The organism is Lysinibacillus sp. JNUCC 51, from assembly GCF_015999525.1.
Lineage (GTDB): Bacteria > Bacillota > Bacilli > Bacillales_A > Planococcaceae > Lysinibacillus > Lysinibacillus xylanilyticus.
The window spans coordinates 4,464,726-4,486,517 of sequence record NZ_CP065545.1 but is presented as its reverse complement, the minus strand read 5'-3'; the positions used below and the strand labels follow the sequence as shown (position 1 = coordinate 4,486,517).

Genomic DNA, 21,792 nt, shown 5'->3' with positions numbered 1-21,792 from the left:
CTCAAATAACTTTTTATGAAAGGGCTAGTCCCTGTTCTTCAAACCATTGAATTTTCTCGCGTACATTGACGACTTCTCCAACGACAATCATGGAAGGATTATGATAGCCTTCTCGTTCAATAATGCTTGCAATTTCATCAAGCTGTCCTGTAATGGTACGCTGTTGCTCTGTTGTTCCCCACTCAATAACGGCGACTGGAGTAGTTGCCTTGCGACCATTTTCGATGAGCTTTTTAGAAATATAAGCAATATTACCGACACTCATATAAAAAGCGACTGTATCGATCCCTGTTGCGAGTGCAGGCCAATTTAAAAAGTCTTGTCCTTTTTCCTCACGGCCATGTCCTGTTACAAGAGCAAAACTTGTCGCAAAATCACGGTGTGTTACAGGGATACCAGCATACGCTGGGGCAGCAATTCCTGCTGTAATACCAGGTACGATTTCATAAGCAATGCCATGATTTTTTAATATTTCTGCTTCCTCTGCACCACGACCAAAGACGAATGGATCCCCACCTTTTAACCTTGTGACTATCTTGCCTTCCTGCGCTTTTTCGACGAGTAATGTATGAATCTCATCTTGAATTAAGTGATGCTTACCAGGTAATTTACCGCAGTACACAAGCTCAGCATCTTTTTTCGCAAACTCTAACAATTTCGGGTTAACAAGACGGTCATATGCAATGACATCAGCCTTTTGAATACATTCTAGCCCGTACACTGTAATGAGCTTTGGATCTCCTGGTCCAGCTCCAACTAAATACACTATTCCGTCTTTCATCGCGCTTCTCCCATCAGTATTTGTTGTAAAAATGCTTCACGTCTATCAATCTCTCCATTACGTGTCCATTCTAGTAGGCTCGGTTCAAGTAATGCTTGTAAAGCTTTACGTCTTTGTGAGCCCTTTTCAAACTTAGCAGCAATCATTAAACGTGCCTGCTGTAGGAAGCATACGTAGTCATCATAAACCTCATCAAATTGCTCTTCGAGATCAGCCTTGATTTTACGTGCTAATGCTGGACTTGCACCGGACGTTGAAACTGTTAACACTAAAGGACCACGACGCACCGTTGCTGGCGTTATAAAGTCGCTTTCAGCCTGTGCATCTGCGCGGTTGATGAGCTGCCAATGCTGGGCTGCTTCTTGTACAGCCTCATTTACTGACGTATCATTTGTCGCTGCAATAATGAGTGATGCATCATCCAAATCACGCGATTCAAATTTTTTTTCACGCCACGTAATTTGTCCTGATTCCGCAAGGGGTAGTAAGGATTCATCAAGGGTCGGACTAACAACGACAATACTAGCTTTAGCTGGAAGCAGTGATGCTACCTTTTGTGTTGCTACGTGTCCTCCACCAACAATTACTACGGTTTTATATTCAATATTGATGTGAATCGGAAAATAATTAGTCATGATTTTTCACCTTCTTACAAGCTGTTAACCAATTGTCAACAAGCTTTGGGTTAGATACGAAATGAAAATGCGTATAGCCAGCTACTAAATTTCCTGCTTGGTAGCCCTCTTGTTTGTTACCAAAGCGCCCCTTCGTTTCATAGGCCGGGGTATTATGTGAGCCGCTATATTTTGAATAATGGAATTCATGTCCCTTAGCTTCTTCATCCGTACCAATTAAAAAATTATGTTGTGTGCCAAAAATTTCTCGGTAGCCAAGAGCAGCAAGCTTTGTTTGCATCGCTACTTCTCCCGGAATAACACCAACCATGTCATAACGGTCACCGTTGCTGTTCGTAATAGCCTCAGTCAAATACATAAAGCCTCCACACTCAGCTAATGTTGGTAGACCTTTAGCAACCGCTTCACGAATAGACTGTTTAGCATTCGAATTTTCCGCTAAAATATCTGCAAATTCTTCTGGGAAGCCCCCGCCGATATACAATCCGTCTGCTTCAGCAGGTACAGGCTCATTTGCAAGTGGTGAGAAAAATTGAAGCTCTGCTCCTTTTGCACGCAGCAGATTCAAATTCTCTTCATAATAGAAGTTAAACGCGGCATCTTTCGCTACGGCAATGCAAATATTTTGAGATGGTTGTTCCGCAAATAGTTGCCCTAATTCTTGTAGAACAGGAGCCTTTGTTAATTTAAGCAATTGATCTAAATCAATAGTCTCTGCCATTAAAGAGCCTAGCTTATCAAAAAATGTATCGAGTTCTCCTCGTTCGATTGCAGGGACTAATCCTAAATGTCGACTAGGAATATCAATACCTTCCTCACGCTTCAAATAGCCGATCACAGGAATACCGCACTCCTGCTCAATAGCAGCCTTCGCAATTTCATAATGACCAACACTACCGACTTGGTTCGCAATGACACCAACAATATTCGGTTGATCTGACAACATTTGAAAACCTTTCACAACTGCTGCTACACTTCGTGCCATACTTGCACAATTGACAATTAAAATAACCGGGCTTTCTGTTACGACACTAATGTCTGCTGCAGAGCCAGCATCCGATAACGGACTTTTGCCATCATAAAAGCCCATAACTCCTTCAATAATGGAAACATCAGCATCTTTGCTTGCGCGCGCGACAATATCACGCACTGCTTCATGGGAAAACATCCAGCTATCGATATTGCGCGATACCCGTCCTGTTACGGCAGTATGATAGGTAGGGTCAATATAATCGGGACCACATTTAAAGCCCTGCACAATTTTGCCCTTTTCCTGTAATGCTTTCATAAGTCCAATGGTAAAGGTTGTTTTACCAACACCACTGCCAGTACCAGCTAGTACAAAGCGATTCGTTTGCATAGGCTTCCTCCTTAAAATGTTAATCTAGCAACAGAGATTGTAGCATTGCCCGATTTTTTCTTTTCTAGCACAAGCGATTCCACGTGCGCATAACGCATTGCTGCAGGCTCACTCACCCCGTATGCACCTGTATATTTAAATACGGTTTCCGAAGGTGATGGGAAATCAATTTCATTTAATTCCACCGGTGAATATGTAACAAATTCCCAATCATATTTCTTTGTTATTTCTAGGAAGCATTGCTCGTCCTTCTTTAAATCAATCGTACATAGCGCTTTAACACTTTTTTTCGAAAGCTTCAGCTCTGCAAGAGTTTCATCGATGACTTGCTCAATTTCTTCCACAGATGTCCCACGATTACAGCCCATGCCAAGCACGACCGATTTTGGTCGATAAATGACACCATTTTCTAGAAGCACTTCTTCTTCTGGATCAATGATGCGGTCTGTAATCAGCAATGTCGCTTGTGGTTTCGCTTCAATCGCTGCATATGTTGACGGATAAATTTTAATTTGCTCTGGCATCGCTGTGTCACGCATCCACCAGTCACGTTCCCCTGTTTCCTGAACAATTGCGACGTGCTCCTCGTTGACAACAGACGCACTTACAGGTGTCAGTTTATCCGCACTATCCCATACCCAGCCAAAACGTGCTCCAAATAAATCAACTGGAATGGTCTTTTGCACATCTGAGGCTGTCGTAATAATTGGATTTGCTCCAAGTGCTGCAGCTACTTCATGCGTCAGCTCATTGGCACCACCTAAATGACCTGATAAGACGCTAATCACATTTTCACCACGGTCGTCAATGACTACAACGCCAGGATCTGTCTTTTTATCCTTTAAAATCGGTGCTATCATACGTACAACTGCACCGAGTGAGATGATTATAATCAAGCCTTTATATTGCTTAAAAAGAGTGGGTAGCAGTAAACGCACAGTACCTGTAAACATCTGAATATGTTTTTCTGCTTCATCACCCTGTTCAAATTTACTCATGTAATATAAATCGCTCGCAGCAAAAGTATGCTGCAAGCGACGTCCAATTTGAACACCGTGCTTTGTGATGGCTACAACTGCATAAGGATTTCGTTGATCAACCTCTGGCAATACGCCCTCTTGTAACTCAATCACTTGTCTTCACACCTTTTCTAAAGCCATGTGTGAAAGTAGCATCATATAATTTCGAACGGTATTGATCCTTATCATGAATGTTCGGATCTAATGCCCAGCCAGCTAAAATCATCGCATGCTTACGAATACCGTTCACACGCATCGCTTCATCTAGTTCAATTAATGTTGTACGTACAATTTTTTGATCTGGCCAAGAAGCTCGTTGAATAACAGCTACTGGTGTATCATCTGCCCAACCAGCATTCTGTAATTCTTTTACTATTTTCTTAGTTAACGTTGCACTCAGGAATAAGGCAATTGTACAATGGTGACTCGCTAAATCGCGTAGCTTTTCAAATTCTGGTACAGGTGTACGTCCTTCGGCACGCGTTAAAATAAGTGTTTGTGTTAAATCAGGAATTGTTAATTCCGCTCCGATTGCCGCTGCAGATGCGAAGACAGAGCTAACACCAGGAATAACCTCGTAGCCAATGCCTTCTTTTTTCAATAGTGCCACCTGCTCCATAATCGCTCCATACATTGCAGGGTCTCCTGTATGCATACGAGCTACTACTTTCCCCGCATTGACACGATCTACCATGACCGCTACCATTTCCTCTAAATGCATTCCCGCCGTACGAATAACCTCTGCATCTGGTCGTGCCTTTGCAATAAGGTCCTCACTTACTAAAGAATCTGTATACATAACAACATCTGCTGTTTGTAGCATATGTAAACCTTTAACTGTAATTAAATCTGGATCACCAGGACCAGCGCCGACAATATATATTTTCTTCATTATTTACGCACCACCATTAACGTTAAATATTCTAAATCTACACCATCAAGCTCTCGTACATCCCAAATAACTTCCTCGTCAGACGTTACCTTTGTTACGACTGATGCCTTATCAAGTAAATCTAAATCACGTAGCACCTCAAGCATTAAATCAATAACTTTCGCTACTTTAATGAACACAACTGCATCGTGACTTTCAATCGCTTCACGCATTGCATCATAGTCATCATGGGCAGGGACAATCGCAACACGGTCATCGCCATCTGCTAGCGCAATTCCAAGTCGTGATGCTGAACCATTGAATGATGATATTCCAGGAACTGTTTGAATTTCAACATCAGGATGCATGTCCTGCATAAGCTTCATCATATGGATGAACGTACTATATAATAATGGGTCACCTTCTGTAACGAATGCGACGTCCTTACCTTCTTTTAATTTTTCATAAACAAGTTCAACTGATTTCGTCCACTCGCGTTCTAATACAGCCTCATCTTTTGTCATTGGAAATACTAGTCCAAGCATATCCTTTTCTTCTGGGTTAATATAGACATCTACGATACGATGGGCATAGCTTTTACTGCCTTTTAGTTTTTTCGGATAGGCAATAACAGGCGATTCCTGAATGATGCGGAATGCCTTAACTGTAATTAACTCTGGATCGCCAGGACCTACGCCCAAGCCATATAAAATACCTAGATTACTCATGATTTTCTTCCTTTCGATATGCAGAAATAATGTAAATCGGATTTAATGGGACAAAACGTGTCATATCTAATATTGGTTTACTGCGCGCAAGCTGTGCCTGCAATATGTCCACAGCAAGGCCACAAGACTTAAACGCTTCGACTGCCTTATATAAATTTTCAATTGTTGCAGCATTCAATACAATACGACCATTTGGCTTTAAGCGTGTACAGCATAATTGTAAGAGCTCCACCATTTCTCCTCCTGTACCGCCGATAAAAATCGCATCCGGATCAGGGAAATTTTCAAGTCCTGCTGGAGCTTTACTATGAATAGCTGTAATATCTACACGAAACTTTTGCTGATTTTGCAGGCAATTTTCTAAATCAGGAGCGTTTTTCTCCACTGCAAATATTTGACCTTCTGGCGCAAGCTTGCCTGCCTCAATGGCCATTGAACCCGTACATGTACCAACGTCCCAAATGATGCTATCCTTTTGTAACTGCATCGCTTGTAAACTTAAAACACGAATTTCTTTTTTCGTAATAAGTCCTTTGTCTGGCTTACGCTGTGAGAATTCTTCATCATCAATACCGAGTGCATAGCGTTTCGGTACTGAGGTTTGCTGTAGAATGACAACATTTAAAGGAGAAAAATTAGCCATTTCTAATTCATCAAGCGAATACCAACCAAATTTTTCATTTGTGCCTTGTAAATTTTCTGCCACAAATGCACGGTATTCTGTCATGCCAAAATGCTTTAAATAACTTGCTAGCGCATTCGGATTATTTTCTGCATCTGTTAGCAGTGCCACTTTCTTTTTACCATCAATACGTTGTGCTAAGCCTTTCATGGAGCGCCCATGAATACTTGTGACATAAGCATCCTGCCAGCTTTCTCCCATCTTAGAAAAAGCAAGCTGTATTGAGCTCATATATGGATAGACTTCGATGTCTAGCTTCTTCGCTAAATAACCACCGATGCCGTAAAATAATGGATCACCAGAAGCTAAGATTACTGTATTTCTTGTTTCTGTAGATAATCTTTCAACAAGTGCTGAAAGACCACCTTTAATCAAAATTTTTTCACCAGTAAAGTTCGGGAAAAATTCTAGAACACGCTCTCCACCAACAAGGACCTCACAGTCTTCAATCCACTGTACATATTGTGGTAGCAAGCTTTCTTGTCCGTTATCCCCGATTCCAATCAATTTCATCGATCGATGCAATGTCATCAGCCCTTCCTAATAATTGTCCCTGCATCGAATAGATCGATGTGGAAAGCGTTAAACCGCCCTTAATGTGATGTAATGATGAATAACAGCAAGCTTCACATAAGTGGTTAAAGAATGCATCATAGCCCTTTTCTGCCATAATTTCTCCGACCTGTGAAGCAGTGTTTGCCTCTCGTACGTTCGTAACGGTTTCTTCATCCGCACCTATATCCACTGCTAATTGAGCTAAAAAGTTAAAATCAATAGGAGCACTTTTAGAGTGCACCATCATGACACCTTGTGCCACCTTCGAGAATTTCCCCATCATACCAACAAGCGATACTTGCTTCATACCAAGTCGTTTACAATGCTTTAATGTAAAGCCTACAAAATCGCCCATTTCTATAAACGCTTCCTCTGGCAAATGAGGATATTGTGCCATCGCATACTTTTCACTACGTCCACCAGTCGTAACAACTAAATGCTCACAACCAGCCTCTTTTGCAACACTAATCGCTTGGACAATACTAGCCATATAAGCAGAACTCGAAAAAGGCACGACGGTTCCCCTTGTGCCTAAAATGGAGATTCCTCCAATAATACCAAGTCTCCCATTTAACGTTTTTTTAGCAATTTCTTCACCTTTAGGGACGGAAATAACTACATTAACGCCTCGTTTAATTTGAAATTCATCAAGTACGCCTTGTACAGTACTATGAATCATCTTTCGTGGTACCGGATTGATGGCTGCTTCTCCGACAGGCACTGGTAAGCCGGGCTTTGTTACACGCCCGACACCAATTCCACCGTCCAGATGAATGCCCGGTATATCTGACCAGCTTACTGTGCCGATAATGAGTGCTTTATGTGTTGCGTCTGGGTCATCACCAGCATCCTTAATCGTTTCACAGCTAACAGCATTATTTTGAAATGTACATTTTTCTATTGTGAATGTCGCATCTCGTCCAATCGGCAAATGAATAGTACTTGTTTCTTGCTCTTCATTTGTAATTAAGGCAAGTAATGCGGCCTTCGTTACTGCAGTCGCACAGGATCCCGTTGTATACCCGTGACGCATGTCCTTAGGATCCTTTTTAGGCTTCCGCTCCATTATTTTTTCGCCTGTTCATCCGCTAATAATGAGACAGCATTCAATGCGGCAACCGTCACTGTACTACCGCCTTTACGACCAACATTTGTAATATAAGGAATACCTTCTAGTTTTAAAAGCTCTTCCTTCGATTCAGCAGCTGATACAAAGCCAACTGGCATACCGATAATTAAATCTGGTTTCGCTAAGCCTTCTTTAATTAAACGAATTAATTCAAGCAATGCTGTTGGTGCATTACCAATTGCATAAATGCCACCTTCGTGTAATTTAGCTGCCTTTTGCATTGAGATAATCGCACGCGTTGTGTTTTGTTTTTTCGCTTCAATCGATACGTCTTCATCTGCAATATAACAGTGTAAATCGCCACCATGCTTTTGGAAGCGTTTTTTCCCTGAACCACTTTCGATCATCTGCACATCTGCAATGACATGGCGACCAGCAAGGATTGATTTAATACCCGCTTCAATTGCTCCTGGTGTAATAATAACGCTACGTCCTAATTCAAAATCGGCTGAAGCGTGAATAATGCGACGTACAATTTTCCACTCATCCTCTGAGAAATTATGCTCGCCCATTTCTTCAGCAATAATAGAGAAACTGTAATCGTAAATTTTATCTGGGTCTACTGTTAATGGTTTGAAATCTGTTTTAAAGTCCATTTGTATTGCCTCCTAAAGTGTGTTTTGTACAGCCTGTAATACATCTTCAAATGTAGAATATTGCTGTCCGTATTTTATATTTGGTCTTGCAATTAATATTGTTTCAATGCCACATGCAAGGGCTGCCTCTAGCTTTTCATCCACCGAGCCAACCTTGCCGCTTTCTTTCGTAATCATCAATGTCACATTATATTGACGAAAGAGGGCTTCGTTTAATTCCTTTGAAAATGGGCCTTGTATGGCAACAATATCTCTTTGTGCCACACCAAGTGCTTCACATTTTTCCATATTATCGAGTCGAGGAAGCATACGTGCAATCACTCGTGTATTTTCTAAGCCATGTAACACTTTTGTAAAGGTCGCTAATGTTTTACTGCCCGTCGTTAGCATAATGACTCCACGTTTTTCCGCTGCTAAATGGGCAGCCTCCTCATAATCCTTCACAACCGTAATTAGCGGGTGTGCATAATGTTCATGAGCACGTTCATAGCGAATATACGGAACATTTGCTTGCTCTGCTGCCGCCATGGCATTTTTTGAAGCTTCTTCAGCAAACGGATGAGAGGCGTCTACAACTAAACGGTACCCTCGCTCGGTAATAATCGTCGTCATTTCTTCCGCCGTTAAACGACCGACTAAATGAGGAAGGCCTACTTCTGCAAGGCTTGAAGCGGCTGATTCAGTAACGACCGTAGCTGTCACAGCATGACCTGCTGACTGTAGTTCAAGTGCTAGATTCCTAGCATCGCTCGTCCCTGCTAACATGAAAATCATTTCACCGGCTCCTCTTCATGGTGATGATGATGGTCGTGGTCGTGATCGTGGTGATGGTGGTCATGGTCATGGTCATGGTCGTGGTGGTGATGATGATGCGCATGTCCATGCACTGCCGCATAAGCACGATAATTTTCTAAATCTTGCATTCCTGTCGATGTACCATTGACAGCTTGCTCAATACGTTCTAATAGCACATTTTGTAAACGCTCATGATAACCAAAATAATTAGCAATTTGAATATCACAGTCTGCGTATTTTTCGTTAAATTGCTTGCACATGCCGTTCATACGTTCCATTAGGATACCTGTGAATAAAAAGTACGGTAGCATAATAATTTTTTTAGCACCTAACTTCACACAGCGCTCTATTCCTTCTTCTACTCGGGGATCAGTAACGCCCATAAATGTGCTTTCTACATACTGAACCGGGAGTTTTTCCCATAATAAGCGTGTAATTTTATAAAAATCACCATTTGCAGTTGGATCACTGCCCCCACGTGCAATTAATAAAATGGCTGTATCTTTATGTTCTTCTTCAGCATTAAAGCCGATTTCTGCTAAACGGTCTTCTAAAATAGCAAATATTTCTTCATGGATACCGATTGTTTGTCCATACGTGAACGTTATATTTGGATAATGCTCACGCGCATGTTCGATTTCTGCTGGAATATGTAGTTTCGAATGTCCAGCATGAAGAAGGATAATCGGAATAACATGCACCTCTGTAGCACCCTTCTTCACACAGTTCGTAATACCTTCTTCAATGTTTGGCGAAGCGAACTCTAAAAAACATGTTTCTACTAAAAAGCTATCATCGATGCGAGGTGTCATTTGCTCGATAAACTTACGTACCTCTTCATTCCCTGCTTCTAAACGGCTCCCGTGGCCGACAAATAAAATTGCTTTCATCTCATTACTCCTCACTAGTCGCCGCATGGAGCTGGCTCTACTTTTATTTTTGAAGACATATCCTGATACGTGAAATGTAGAATCTTTTTCACACGCTTGAAGTATTTAAACAAACGTTCATTTGGATGCGCATTTGCTTTATATTCTTCGATAATGTCAGTGATAAGTGGTATGAGCTGTTCAGGCTCTAACCCCTCCACAACTGGCTGGGCAGCATGTGCTGTACGACCAACCGGCTTAGCACCAATAAAAACATCAAATTTACTTTTACGATAAACAATTCCAATATCATCGAATACTGCTCGATAACACGCCATACCGCAGCCGTTAAAGCCAATATTTAATGTTTTCGGTAACGACATCCCACCAAGCTTTGCTTGAATCTCTTCTGCATACGGAATCGAATCGTACTTTTCTCCATAACAGAAGTCACAAGCTTTTAACGATAACACATCACCAAGTGGTGCTAGTAAAAAGCCAACTTCACGAAGCTTTGCTGTAGCCTCTTCAGGATCAGACGTAGGAATTTTCAAATGAATCTGATGGTCTGGTGTATACTCCATCGTCCCTTCCTCGCCAACTACCTCAGCTAACGTCATCATTTGTTGAGGAGTAAAGAACTTATTGGCTACCCCAGGACTAACCGCTAATTCAAAAATGGATTCGATTTTTTGTTGAACACGCTTAGGTGTAACTTTCACCGCGCTTGTTCCCTTCACCATAGCAAGTGCAGCTGTCGCCATTTCCAGTGATGATTTCTTAGGCTTTGATTGTGGTCTGATGGCTAAACTGGGCTTAATTCGATTGGCATTAGGATCTGTCGCAAAATCATTACTCGCTGCTCCTGTTTCTTGATTCATTGCCCATGGTTCATTTTCTTCCTTAAGTCGTTGATGTGGTCGTAACGGTTGTTTTTCTTCACCAAGTGTATATTTACGCTGATAACCACGTGGGGTAATCATTTTATTGTCGTAGAAGAATGTTGTTGAATTCCCGATAATAACTGTCGTTAACATGCCAATATCGTGTTCAAGCATTTCTGCTAAAGTAGTCATCGTAATTTCCTGACGGTCACGATACGCGCTTTTCACAAGTCCAACCGGCGTATCTGGTGAACGATATTCTAATAAAATTCGTTGTGCCTCAACGATTTGTCTCGTACGACGCCCACTCTTCGGGTTATAAAGAGCAATAACAAAATCCGCCATAGCTGCCGCTTCCACTCGTTTTGCAATTAAATTCCAAGGTGTTAAGTGATCACTTAGACTAATGGTACAAGCGTCATGCATAATGGGAGCACCTAGTAAACTTGCACAGGAATTAATAGCTGAAATACCAGGAACAATTTCTACCTCGATACCAGTTGCTTCTGTCCAGCCTAGCTCGATTAATACCTCATACACTAATCCAGCCATTCCATAAACCCCGGCATCTCCACTAGAAATGACCGATACGATACTTCCAGCCTCCGCTTGACGTACCGCTTCCTGTGCACGTGAAACTTCCTCTGTCATACCAGTACTAATAATTGACTTTGCACTAACTAAATCCTGAATAAGTTCTACATAAGTTTTATAGCCTATGATCATATCACTTTGTTGTAGTGCCTCCACAGCGCGAGTAGTAATATGTTTAAAGTCTCCAGGGCCAAAGCCAACTACGAAAATCTTACCTTTTTGCGCCATTCTGCTACCCCTCTTTCACCTTTTCAATGCCTTTTATGGCTGTTGTTTGCGCTGTACGCTGTAACGAACCTTCACGCAATGTAAAAACATGCTCATTATGTAACACTTCATGATTTAAATCTTGTACGAGCGCTCTCGCATGCTCCATTGTCGGTACTCGGTACCAATTCCCTTGAGGATAAGCAATGACAACACAAGCATCCTTACATCTGCCATTACAGCGGGTCCTTGTCGTATGTATTTCTTTATCAAGCGCTAGTAACTGTATTTCATCACGGATTGCCAGTGTAATGTCCTCAGCATCTTTTTTCATACAGCTACTGCCATTACAAATAAAAAGATGTGTTTTCATCCCCTCTAAATTCCAAGTTGTCATAGTTTTACTCCCCTCATTTGCTTTTTGGAAAAAAAAAAACCTTTACTCTAGACGAAGAGTAAAGGTTTAGTAGAAGCCAAATAAAAACGAATATTTACAGGTACTCGCTCTCGCTTCAACTTCTCCCTCCGAAAAGTTTGCATGCATCATCACATAAGCAGGTTTCCTGACTTAAGCTTCCTTTTACTTTCGCGCCTTCCTAGCTTTCACTAGTGGCATCCGCGATTTCATCAGCTATTACAGTAGCGGGGGCTGTATCGGATTTTCACCGATTTCCCTATTATCTTGAAAATATTCAAGCACTTATGGATGTTTTATATGAATTTATCTAATTGAAAACTGTTTCTATCATAGCTCATTTTTTTAAAATTTCAATATTTCTTTCTAAATTTGTGACATTTTCATTAATTTTTTTAGAAAGATGTGATATTCATTTTAGATTTATCCGAATTTTCGACATAGAAACTCAATTAAAAATATTTTCATAAAAAGTATAGCATATTTATGGAAAATCATGTTACACTTTGTCGTGAAATCTCACAACTTCATCTTTTTTCGGTGCGAATTGTTCATCATTTCGCTTAAAAGGGAAGCCGGTTCAAGTCCGGCGCGGTCCCGCCACTGTACTAGGGAGTTTTATGATAATGTCACTGTCCAAAGGATGGGAAGGCCTATAAAACGTTGAACTAAAGCCAGGAGACCTGCCGAAAAATATGTGATCGTTTCAACCTACGAGGATGGGTGTGCGGCTTAGCAAATTATAATTTTATTTGCATTTTTTCAGCTATGCATTTTTCCGCAAATGGAGAAGTGCTTTTTTATTTTCGCACGCTAATTCGAAATAATTTATTGAGGAGGAGAGATTTTTGAAATTCTCAGGTTGGAAGCTTAGTTATTTCTTATTGGCATTTTTATTCGTACCAAATCGTGCATTTGCGATGCATATTATGGAGGGCTTTTTGCCAATTGAATGGGCGATTTTTTGGTGGGTCATATCGATTCCTTTTATTATTTTAGGATTACGTTCTATTCGTAAAACCATCGATGAAAATCCTGAAACAAAAATGATATTAGGTCTATCGGGTGCCTTTGCCTTTGTGCTATCAGCTTTAAAAATTCCTTCTGTAACGGGAAGTTGCTCACATCCGACAGGAGTTGGGCTTGGAACAGTTCTTTTTGGACCATTAGCGATGAGTGTTATCGGGACAATCGTATTATTATTCCAAGCTTTACTTTTAGCACATGGTGGGCTTACAACTTTAGGAGCTAATGCCTTTTCCATGGCCATTATGGGCCCTATTATCGCTTACTATGTATTTAAGGGCTCACTAAAAATGGGGCTATCATTTTCCATCGCTGTCTTTTTAGCAGCAATGCTTGGTGACTTAGGTACATATGTTGTCACTTCTGTGCAATTAGCACTTGCCTTCCCTTCTGAGGTCGGAGGCTTTATGGCTTCATTCACAAAGTTTGCAGGTATTTTTGCATTAACGCAAATTCCTCTTGCTGTTAGTGAAGGAATTTTAACAGTGGTCGTTATGAACTTCCTGAAAAAATACAATGTCAGTGAATTAAAAGCTCTACGTGTTTTTTCAGCAAAGGAGGCTCACTAAAAATGAAAAAAAACTTACTGCTTTTAGCAATTGTTGTGTTATTAGCAATCGTTCCCCTATTTATTCAAAAAGGTGCAGAATTCGGAGGTGCTGATGGCGAAGCGGAAGCTGCGATTAGTGAAATAGATGCAAGCTACGAGCCATGGTTTGAAAGCTTATGGGAGCCACCCAGTGGTGAAATTGAAAGCTTATTATTCGCACTTCAAGCTGCTATCGGAGCTGGATTTATCGGCTATTTCATCGGCTTAATGCGCGGCAAACATAAAGAGGGTTAAGAGATGTTACTCATTGATAAGTATGCTTATTTGAATAAACTAGCGTCTGTTCATCCGTTAGAAAAAATGACGTTCTCCCTTGGACTACTTTTATTGTCGCTTATCATGAGAGATGAACGAATTTCACTCATTACATTTATTGTGATGAGTGCTTTTATCATTATCGGCGCAAAAATTCCTACAAAGTATTATGCAAAATTACTATTGCTACCTGGATTTTTTTTACTATCAAGTTTAGTATCAATTTTAATTTCTATTGCGCCAACAACTAGCACGCTACCAACGCACATATGGTCATTTTCTCTTAATAGTTGGACAATTTTTGTCGGCAGTGCAAGCCTAGAGACAGCGCAGCAGCTTTTTTTCATCGTCCTTGGCAGCATTAGCTGTTTGTATTTTTTAATTCTCACAACTTCAGTACAATCCATTTGTTACGTCTTGCGACAATGGCGTCTTCCAACTCTATTTGTAGAGCTAGTAGAACTAACGTATCGTTTTATTTTTATCTTTTTAGAAAGTATGCAAAAAATTCATCTTGCCCAACAGGCCCGCCTAGGATACAACTCCCCTATGCAGTGGCTTCGCTCGGTATCAATGCTGATTGCAGCTTTATTTGCCGAGATGTTCCAACGAAGTCGTGAACTAAACAATGCGATGGAAGCACGCGGTGGAGAAACTGTTTATTGGCAGGAGGATATTACCTATAACACGAAAAATTGGCTTGGTATTACTACTATTTTTATACTCCTCATCATTTACGGAGGTTTTTTCTAATGACAGAATTATACTTTGATTTAACACATTTATCCTACGCTTATGCTGATGGAACTCATGCGTTAACGGATATTACACTACAGCTTCCAAAGGGGAAAAAAATCGCTTTACTTGGTCATAACGGGGCTGGAAAATCAACATTATTTCAGCATTTAAACGGAATTTTGAAGCCTACCGCTGGAAGTATATCCTTTTGTGGTAAAGAACTTAACTATAGTAGAAAAGCATTAAAAAAATTACGCCAACAGGTTGGTATTGTTTTTCAGGATGCAGACAACCAGCTTTTTTCTGGCACAGTTAAGCAAGATATTGCATTTGGACCTCTGAATCTTGGCTGGACAACTGAAAAAATTGAAGAGAAAATTGCGTGGGCTGTCGCTCAAACCGAAGTCGAAGCCTTGCTAGATAAACCGATACATTTTTTAAGTGTTGGACAGAAAAAACGTGTCGCTATGGCTGGTGTACTTGCAATGGAACCTTCCGTTTTATTATTAGATGAACCGACTGCTGGACTAGATAATTATTATAGTGCACGAGTTTTACAGTATTTAGCTATGTTAGAAAACGGTGAGCGAACAATTTTACTGGCAACGCATGATATCACACTAGCTTATGAATGGGCAGATCAAATCATCGTGATGGAAGCTGGGAGAATTATTTATAATGGGGATCCAGTTGCAATGTTCTTTCAAGAAGATTTACTTGAGAGAGCTCATCTTGAACGTCCATGGGTTTTTGATATGGCTATTGCCTTACAAAATAAAAAACTATTAGAAAAAAACATCAAAATGCCTCGTTCGAAGGAAGATTTACACAGACTAATAGAGCAGCTCTAAGATAATTTGTCCATAGTTGGTACTTTTCAATTGTGGCTGAATACACTCACCTACTCAAATTTCACAAATCGAGTAAGAATAGTAGCCGTCACCTGTATAAAATCTCTTTTTATCATGAACAAAATATAATGGTAAAATATAGAATGGTACTTTTGGAAATAAATATACTCATTTACGAAACTTTTCTATTACTCATTCGTATTAGTAGAGATGGCCCAAATATTTATTAACCCAAGGAGGGAAAACAGTTGAAGAACTGGAAAAAGAAATCAATCGCTCTAGTAGCATCTGCTGCACTAATGGTACCTGCTGCTTCTGCCTTTGCAGAAGCACCGCAAAAAACAGCAAAGAACCAAGAGTTAGTGAAAGTAGCTAGCAATAAGGATCAATCATCTAATAATCAGAAAGAGTGGATTAGTAAGGATACTATTATTATCAAACATTCAGGTCTTGATAACAGTGTGCATAAGAAAATCGGCTCAAAAGTGATTCGCTCTATACCTTCATTAGGTTACGATGTTATCCAACTTAACAAAGGCACGAATTTAGAAAAAGCAGTTTCATATTATGCTAAGCAAAAAGGGGTTAAAAGTGTATCCCCAAGCTATGTGTACCATTCTTTTGGCACAAAAACAGATCCAAAGAAACAGGATATGTATCATTTAAACCTGCTTCAAATTGATAAAGCTTTAAAATTAGCAGGTAACAATAATGTAAAAGTGGCAGTTATCGATTCTGGTGTGGACTTTAAACATCCAGATTTAAAATCTCAAGTGCTACCTCCATATAATGCTGCGGCACCTGCCAATACTTCTTATACTGGTGATCACGGGACACATGTAGCAGGAATTATTGGTGCAGCAAAAGATAATGGTATTGGAGGACACGGGATTAATCCAAAAGCCAAGCTTCTTCCGATCGATGTATTCAACGGAAAAAATGGTGCTAATGATTTCGTCATTGCACAAGGAATTCTTTACGCTATCGAGCAAGGCGCCGATGTTATCAATATGAGTCTTGGCGGCTACGGTGAATCTCCATTAATGAAAGAAGCCGTTCAGACAGCGATTGATAAAGGAGTTACCATTGTAGCTGCTGCTGGAAATGAATCGACAGATAATTACTCCTTCCCTGCTTCTTTCGAAGGCGTTATAAGTGTAGGTTCTACGAATGATCGAAACAAATTATCAAGCTATTCAAACTATGGCCCATCTGTTGATTTAGTAGCGCCAGGTGAAGATATTTACAGTACAGTCCATGATGAGAAAAAAGGATCATCCTTTGTTAAATTTAGCGGAACGTCGATGGCATCTCCAGTTGTTGCAGGTGTGGCTTCCCTACTAAAATCAAAATATCCAGATTTAAAGCCACATGAAATAGAAGCAATTCTCGAAACGACGGCAAAGGATTTAGGTGAGAGTGGCTATGATCTTACATTTGGACATGGCCTAGTAGATCCTGTAAATGCATTACAGTTTAATATAAAAGATTTACCAAAACAGTATTCTGAAACAAAAGAAGAGCGCTTGAAAAACGCAAAAGTCCTTAAAAAGGATACATTGAATACAGAAAAAGGTACATTCAGCCAACCAGACGAAAAGAAATGGTACAAGGTTAATTTAGATGAAAATGAATATGCTCAACTGACATTAGAAGGTGCAAACAAATATGATTATGCATTTGATTTGTATTTCTACCCGGAAGGTAACAGCAAAGAAGTAGAACCAATTAACGTCAATGATGTTCGCGTTGGCAAGCAAGAAGGATATCTATATAAAGCAGAGCAAAAGGGTACCCTTCTTATTGGAGTTAAAGATCATAATGGCAACTATAGCTCAAAGGGCGATTCTAACTATGTCTTCACAGCTCAAACTACTAATAAATTACCAATTGATTCATTAGATATGGAGCATATGGAGAAGGTTGAAAAATTCCCATTCAGTACAGCAGATAAAAACTATACCCTACTTTCTGAAGATCATCTAGGTGACAAAGACTATTTTACTTTTTCAGTAAATGAACCAACGACACTGAAATTTGATTTAACTGGGATTCCAGGTGTTACTGCATCCATGGAGCTTTATTTAAAAGAAGAGTTAGTTAATGTACCAACAGAGGAAATCGATGCTGAAGGATTAGATGAGGCATATCCAATCCGAGCATCTTATGGTATGGATAAAGGCGATGGAGTAAACTTAGTTGTCGATGCTATACCAGGTGAAGAGTATGTAATTAGCGTATCTAATAATAACAGTAACAATTTTTCACTTGAAATGTTCTATAACGGCGGTATTGATACTGAAGAAACTGTTAGTGAATCCATCATTCCTTACACATTAAAAGGTGAAGTCGTAAGCCTTCCTCAAGATGAAGACGGCCTTACAATGAATGGGGAAATGCAAGAAAACAATATACAAAAGGACCTTTTACCTTTAGCTGAATATAAAACAAAAAAACGTAAACAAGTAAATGATTTTATGAATATATTCATGGATCCAGATGCTATGGGACAACCGGAAAACGCTGACCAAATAATAGAACAAGCAATTCGTTTTGATATTGGTAAGGATCAAAAAGCATATTTCCAAACTGAAGATGATGAAGATTACTTCACATTTACAGCTAAAGAAAATGCCGTTTATGGTTTCAAGATTCAAAAAGGAATGAACCAATCACCAGGTGGCAATATCTTCGAATACGATGAGCAAACTAATGAATTAATCCCAGTTACTTCATTAACTAACGATATGGGATTACTTAGTCTACTTCTTGGGACAACAAGTGATGAAAACGATGCTAAGACAATTGCATTGACAAAGGATAAAACCTATGTTGTAAAAGTAATGAATCTTGGTGACCGTTCTTCTGAACCATATACACTTAAAACAAGTAAAATGGCAGCTATTCCAGAAGAATATAATAGAAAAAATAATACAACAAAAACTGCTAAAACGATTGGACCTAATATCACTTACAAAGATCATCTAATTTATCAAGATGATACAGATTTTTACTATTTTAGACAACCAGGCAAAGATGAAGTCATGAGCCTACTTATTTCTTCGGTACCGTATACAAAAGAACAACTTGATAAATTACCTAAAGAACTTCAAAATGACTTGATGTTTTCAGGCTCCATTATAGAAGATACAAATGGTAATAAGAAAATTGATCCAAAAGAATTGGCCACAGAAATTCCATTTGGACAGAGTGAAGACCTCCTTCAACTACTACTAGGGCTTGGAGGAACAACAGATGTAAATACTTCATTTAAAGCCAAAAAGGATCACGGGTATTTTATCGTTATTAACGGCAGCAGTGTTGGACAAGTATCAATCCAACCGTATACTTTAACTTTGGTTGATCATAAAAAAGCAGATGAAGATGCAGATTCCAAGTTAGTTAACGGTAAACCGACAAAACCAACTGTACTTACGAAAAAAGACGGTAAATGGGTAGCTACTCAAAATCTAAATACAGGCGTTCCATTTGGTGATAAAGACTATTTTGAATTTAAAAACGACAGCAAACGCGATGTGTTCTTCTCTCTTAAAACAGAAAAAGCGCTAGATGGCGTCATCCGTATTATTGATGCAAATGGAAAAACAGTAGAAACATTAGATTATTACGGAGCTGGGGATGCTGAAGTAGGTACTGTCGAACTGGATAAAGGAACTTACTATATTGAAGTAAGTGAATATTACGGCAAAGCTAGCACTCAACCATATACACTAGAAATAAAGTAAGACTTTAATCAGTGGGGGTTTTTTCCCCACTGATTATTAGTTTTCACCAATCAGGCGTTTACGGGCAGATCATCACAAAACTAATACCTTTGCTAATTTTGAGGTAGGAGTCGCTTGCTTTCTGTACTGATAAATTACTGCCCGTTAATGCGGGATAAACTCTTGGACTGAAAAACGAAGTAGAATAATAGAATTTTCAGCTGAAGGTAGTGTAAAAGGAATATCCCCTAGATGATGAAAAATCTAGGGGGTATTTTTTATTCATTATTGTGTTATTCACCATAACGAGGGATTTATCACGAAGGTGTATGATGCTATTAACCTCGTTCCCCTACTTGCCTCTCTATTCTTCAAGGAGTTGCCCTGTCTTCACTCCAATCATCTTCTATAAATAGTTTAGGTCGAAATTATGAATCTAATTTTCATTATAAAGAACAAATTTAACTTGTCTTTTCCCCTAAATATTCAGCCACTTTTTGCACAATATTTCTCCAATTTAATTCCGCTCTTGCGAATGCTTGGAGATGTTCGCATGTATCAGCTAATAAAACTTCCTGTTTTGTTACTAGCTGCAATGTCCTTCCAACACTTTGCCAATCATGTGTCGGATGAATTGTCCCATAGCGTTGATTATGAGTAATATCCGCAGCCCCATCTACATCAGTTGTAACGATATAACAACCATTCTTTGCGGCCTCAGCAAAGACATGAGCATAGCATTCTACTAAGGAGGTAAGGCAAAAAATTTTAGCCTTTCTATACTCTTCCTCCAGTTGTACCTTATCATAAATCGGTCCCAAAATAGTGACCTGTGCCGCGAATGGATTTCCATCAAGTACGTTTGACAGCTCCTGTCTAAACGCCTCTGACATTGGTCCCACTAACCGAAACTCCCAATCTGAAAGTTGTGCTGCTAAAAATGCTTTTACAGCTAAAAGAACTTGTTTTTCAGGAGCATCTAAACGACCAACCGTTAATATTCTATTTTCTTTTTCGTTAAATAAAACATGCTCTGTCTGAAACAGCTCATAAAAGCCATTTGGAATGCGTTTAATATCTAAATTTGAAAATTCATGAATAGAGTTTTGAATGGATTCACATTCAGAGGACAATACATCACAAAGCTGGAGTAACTCCGTAAAGTAAGGATAGGTTTTCAATCGATTTAACCAAAACCGGTTAACATCTAGTTTCATATAAATTTTTCCGTTTGGATTATATTTTTTATAAGTTTTTAATATCGACAAATACGATGGATACGGCCCAATTGCAAATGCAATATCAATGTCCTTCGCATTCTCTATTAAATAGGTATTCATATTAGCAACATAGTCATCCCCAAACGGAATATGTTGAAAAGTAACAGAAGGAAAGGTTTGTTTTAAATAGGCTTCATTCATTTCAGTCGTTAAAATACTAACATCATAGCCTAAATATTCACCTAACAAAATAGGAACAAGGCACAAATCTTTAAAAATATGTGCGTCGGAGAGCTTATATGATTCCACGCTACATATGAAGGCAATCTTTTTTGACATAACATCCCCCTTTTTAAAATGAAGTACTTCATTAAATTATGATTTCTCGCTTAATAACGTGAAAAGAATAGAATAAACATCATGTATACACTAGTAAAATCACCTTATTTTTAAAATACTTCCTCTCTTTTAAATAACTAACAAATGTAAATAATTGCCCACACACCAACTCTTGCAATGCATATTGTAATAAAGAATCCTCTATGTCAATCAAAGCTAACAGCATTAGACTTTATTAAACTCCGACTTATGTCTATTCCTAATAACTATAAAAGAATCGAGGTTTTACATGAGAATTAGCTTTTTATCACCTGCCTACAATAGTGAAGAGTGGATATTAACAATGTTAGAAAGTATCCCGAAAGAATACGCCTATGAAATTATCGTCTGCGATGACGGATCAACCGACAATACTTTAGCCCTATTAGAAGACTATCAAAAAAGCTGTCCTGCCTTAAAAATAATTAACCATCCAACTAATTTAGGTGCTAGTGTAGCCTATAATCGGTGTATCGCAGAAGCTACTGGTGATTATATAGCTATCATTGATAGTGATGATCACTATTTACCCGCTATTCGAAACGTCTTATCCCAAGTTGATGGTCAGTTTGATGTTTACTACTACAACATGCTAACAAAAGCTGGCTATGCATTTATAAAAGATGAATCTAATCGATACACATTACCTGGACAATTTAAAATTATTCGAAGAAGTTTTATTGGTGATGCAACCTTTACCATAAGAAAAGATATTGCTGGGGATTGGGATTTTAACTGTGCCTTAATGGATAAAAACCCGACGAGCAAATATACAAATGAATTGGCATATTGGTATAACTTCCCAAGAGAGAATTCTGAATACGATTTACATCGAAGAGGATTAAAATGAATCGTTACTCGATGCATGT

At 39.3% G+C, this 21,792-nt stretch carries 20 protein-coding genes and 2 riboswitches; of the genes, 6 read left to right on the top strand and 14 right to left on the bottom strand.

Annotated features, from left to right (window positions below):
* Positions 1-13: 13 nt before the first annotated feature.
* Genes cobA through JNUCC51_RS21545 form a run of 13 tightly spaced genes read right to left on the bottom strand, consistent with a single transcriptional unit; the run spans position 14 to position 12,102 of the window.
* Positions 14-781, bottom strand: coding sequence for a uroporphyrinogen-III C-methyltransferase (cobA, locus tag JNUCC51_RS21605; RefSeq protein WP_049664371.1), 768 nt, complete (start codon positions 779-781; stop codon positions 14-16).
* Positions 778-1,416 (bottom strand): precorrin-2 dehydrogenase/sirohydrochlorin ferrochelatase family protein, encoded by a 639-nt coding sequence (locus JNUCC51_RS21600; RefSeq protein ID WP_337989700.1) that lies wholly within the window; start codon positions 1,414-1,416, stop codon positions 778-780. Before JNUCC51_RS21600 ends, cobA begins: the two co-directional genes overlap by 4 nt.
* A complete protein-coding gene (locus tag JNUCC51_RS21595) occupies positions 1,409-2,776 on the bottom strand; it encodes a cobyrinic acid a,c-diamide synthase CobB (protein ID WP_337989699.1) in 1,368 nt (455 codons plus the stop codon). Before JNUCC51_RS21595 ends, JNUCC51_RS21600 begins: the two co-directional genes overlap by 8 nt.
* An 11-nt stretch (positions 2,777-2,787) precedes the next feature.
* Positions 2,788-3,909 (bottom strand): cobalt-precorrin 5A hydrolase, encoded by a 1,122-nt coding sequence (locus JNUCC51_RS21590; protein WP_337989698.1) that lies wholly within the window; start codon positions 3,907-3,909, stop codon positions 2,788-2,790.
* On the bottom strand, positions 3,902-4,687 hold the full coding sequence (cobM, locus tag JNUCC51_RS21585; protein WP_337989697.1) for a precorrin-4 C(11)-methyltransferase: 786 nt from the start codon (positions 4,685-4,687) through the stop codon (positions 3,902-3,904). Before cobM ends, JNUCC51_RS21590 begins: the two co-directional genes overlap by 8 nt.
* Positions 4,687-5,394, bottom strand: a complete 708-nt coding sequence (gene cobI, locus JNUCC51_RS21580; protein WP_134019688.1) for a precorrin-2 C(20)-methyltransferase — start codon at positions 5,392-5,394, stop codon at positions 4,687-4,689. The genes cobM and cobI overlap by 1 nt, the downstream gene beginning before the upstream one ends.
* Positions 5,387-6,607: a precorrin-6y C5,15-methyltransferase (decarboxylating) subunit CbiE gene (gene cbiE / locus JNUCC51_RS21575; RefSeq protein ID WP_337989696.1), complete on the bottom strand. Its 1,221-nt coding sequence runs from the start codon at positions 6,605-6,607 to the stop codon at positions 5,387-5,389. Before cbiE ends, cobI begins: the two co-directional genes overlap by 8 nt.
* On the bottom strand, positions 6,564-7,697 hold the full coding sequence (locus tag JNUCC51_RS21570) for a cobalt-precorrin-5B (C(1))-methyltransferase (protein ID WP_337989695.1): 1,134 nt from the start codon (positions 7,695-7,697) through the stop codon (positions 6,564-6,566). The genes cbiE and JNUCC51_RS21570 overlap by 44 nt, the downstream gene beginning before the upstream one ends.
* Positions 7,697-8,356, bottom strand: a complete 660-nt coding sequence (locus JNUCC51_RS21565; RefSeq protein ID WP_197143136.1) for a precorrin-8X methylmutase — start codon at positions 8,354-8,356, stop codon at positions 7,697-7,699. Before JNUCC51_RS21565 ends, JNUCC51_RS21570 begins: the two co-directional genes overlap by 1 nt.
* 12 nt (positions 8,357-8,368) lie before the next feature.
* Entirely contained in the window at positions 8,369-9,130 is a 762-nt protein-coding gene (gene cobK, locus JNUCC51_RS21560; protein ID WP_337989694.1) for a precorrin-6A reductase, read from the bottom strand.
* Positions 9,127-10,041, bottom strand: a complete 915-nt coding sequence (locus JNUCC51_RS21555; RefSeq protein WP_337989693.1) for a sirohydrochlorin chelatase — start codon at positions 10,039-10,041, stop codon at positions 9,127-9,129. The genes cobK and JNUCC51_RS21555 overlap by 4 nt, the downstream gene beginning before the upstream one ends.
* Before the next feature lie 14 nt (positions 10,042-10,055).
* Positions 10,056-11,726 carry a precorrin-3B C(17)-methyltransferase gene (gene cobJ, locus JNUCC51_RS21550; RefSeq protein ID WP_337989692.1) on the bottom strand — a complete coding sequence of 557 codons (1,671 nt, stop codon included), beginning with the start codon at positions 11,724-11,726 and terminating at the stop codon, positions 10,056-10,058.
* A 4-nt stretch (positions 11,727-11,730) separates the two neighbouring features.
* Positions 11,731-12,102, bottom strand: a complete 372-nt coding sequence (locus tag JNUCC51_RS21545) for a (2Fe-2S) ferredoxin domain-containing protein (protein ID WP_337989691.1) — start codon at positions 12,100-12,102, stop codon at positions 11,731-11,733.
* A 138-nt stretch (positions 12,103-12,240) separates the two neighbouring features.
* Positions 12,241-12,424: riboswitch (cobalamin riboswitch) on the bottom strand.
* A gap of 217 nt (positions 12,425-12,641) precedes the next feature.
* Positions 12,642-12,825: riboswitch (cobalamin riboswitch) on the top strand.
* A gap of 143 nt (positions 12,826-12,968) precedes the next feature.
* Here JNUCC51_RS21545 and JNUCC51_RS21540 point away from each other — a divergent pair.
* The 5 genes from JNUCC51_RS21540 (at position 12,969) to JNUCC51_RS21520 (ending at position 19,346) form a co-directional block, all read left to right on the top strand.
* Positions 12,969-13,715, top strand: coding sequence for an energy-coupling factor ABC transporter permease (locus JNUCC51_RS21540; RefSeq protein WP_337989690.1), 747 nt, complete (start codon positions 12,969-12,971; stop codon positions 13,713-13,715).
* A 2-nt stretch (positions 13,716-13,717) separates the two neighbouring features.
* Positions 13,718-13,990, top strand: a complete 273-nt coding sequence (locus tag JNUCC51_RS21535) for an energy-coupling factor ABC transporter substrate-binding protein (RefSeq protein WP_049664351.1) — start codon at positions 13,718-13,720, stop codon at positions 13,988-13,990.
* Positions 13,991-13,993: 3 nt separating this feature from the next.
* On the top strand, positions 13,994-14,764 hold the full coding sequence (gene cbiQ / locus JNUCC51_RS21530; RefSeq protein WP_337989689.1) for a cobalt ECF transporter T component CbiQ: 771 nt from the start codon (positions 13,994-13,996) through the stop codon (positions 14,762-14,764).
* Positions 14,764-15,600, top strand: coding sequence for an energy-coupling factor ABC transporter ATP-binding protein (locus tag JNUCC51_RS21525; RefSeq protein WP_337989688.1), 837 nt, complete (start codon positions 14,764-14,766; stop codon positions 15,598-15,600). The genes cbiQ and JNUCC51_RS21525 overlap by 1 nt, the downstream gene beginning before the upstream one ends.
* Positions 15,601-15,848: 248 nt before the next feature.
* The gene (locus tag JNUCC51_RS21520; protein ID WP_337989687.1) at positions 15,849-19,346 is read left to right on the top strand and encodes a S8 family peptidase; all 3,498 of its coding nucleotides are present in this window, start codon (positions 15,849-15,851) and stop codon (positions 19,344-19,346) included.
* Between the two features lie 440 nt (positions 19,347-19,786).
* On the opposite strand, the gene JNUCC51_RS21515 is transcribed toward JNUCC51_RS21520, so the two are convergent.
* Positions 19,787-20,884 carry a glycosyltransferase family 4 protein gene (locus JNUCC51_RS21515; RefSeq protein WP_337989686.1) on the bottom strand — a complete coding sequence of 366 codons (1,098 nt, stop codon included), beginning with the start codon at positions 20,882-20,884 and terminating at the stop codon, positions 19,787-19,789.
* Between the two features lie 289 nt (positions 20,885-21,173).
* On the opposite strand from JNUCC51_RS21515, the gene JNUCC51_RS21510 reads away from it, so the two are divergent.
* Positions 21,174-21,773 carry a glycosyltransferase family 2 protein gene (locus tag JNUCC51_RS21510; protein ID WP_337989685.1) on the top strand — a complete coding sequence of 200 codons (600 nt, stop codon included), beginning with the start codon at positions 21,174-21,176 and terminating at the stop codon, positions 21,771-21,773.
* The last annotated feature ends 19 nt before the right edge of the window (positions 21,774-21,792 follow it).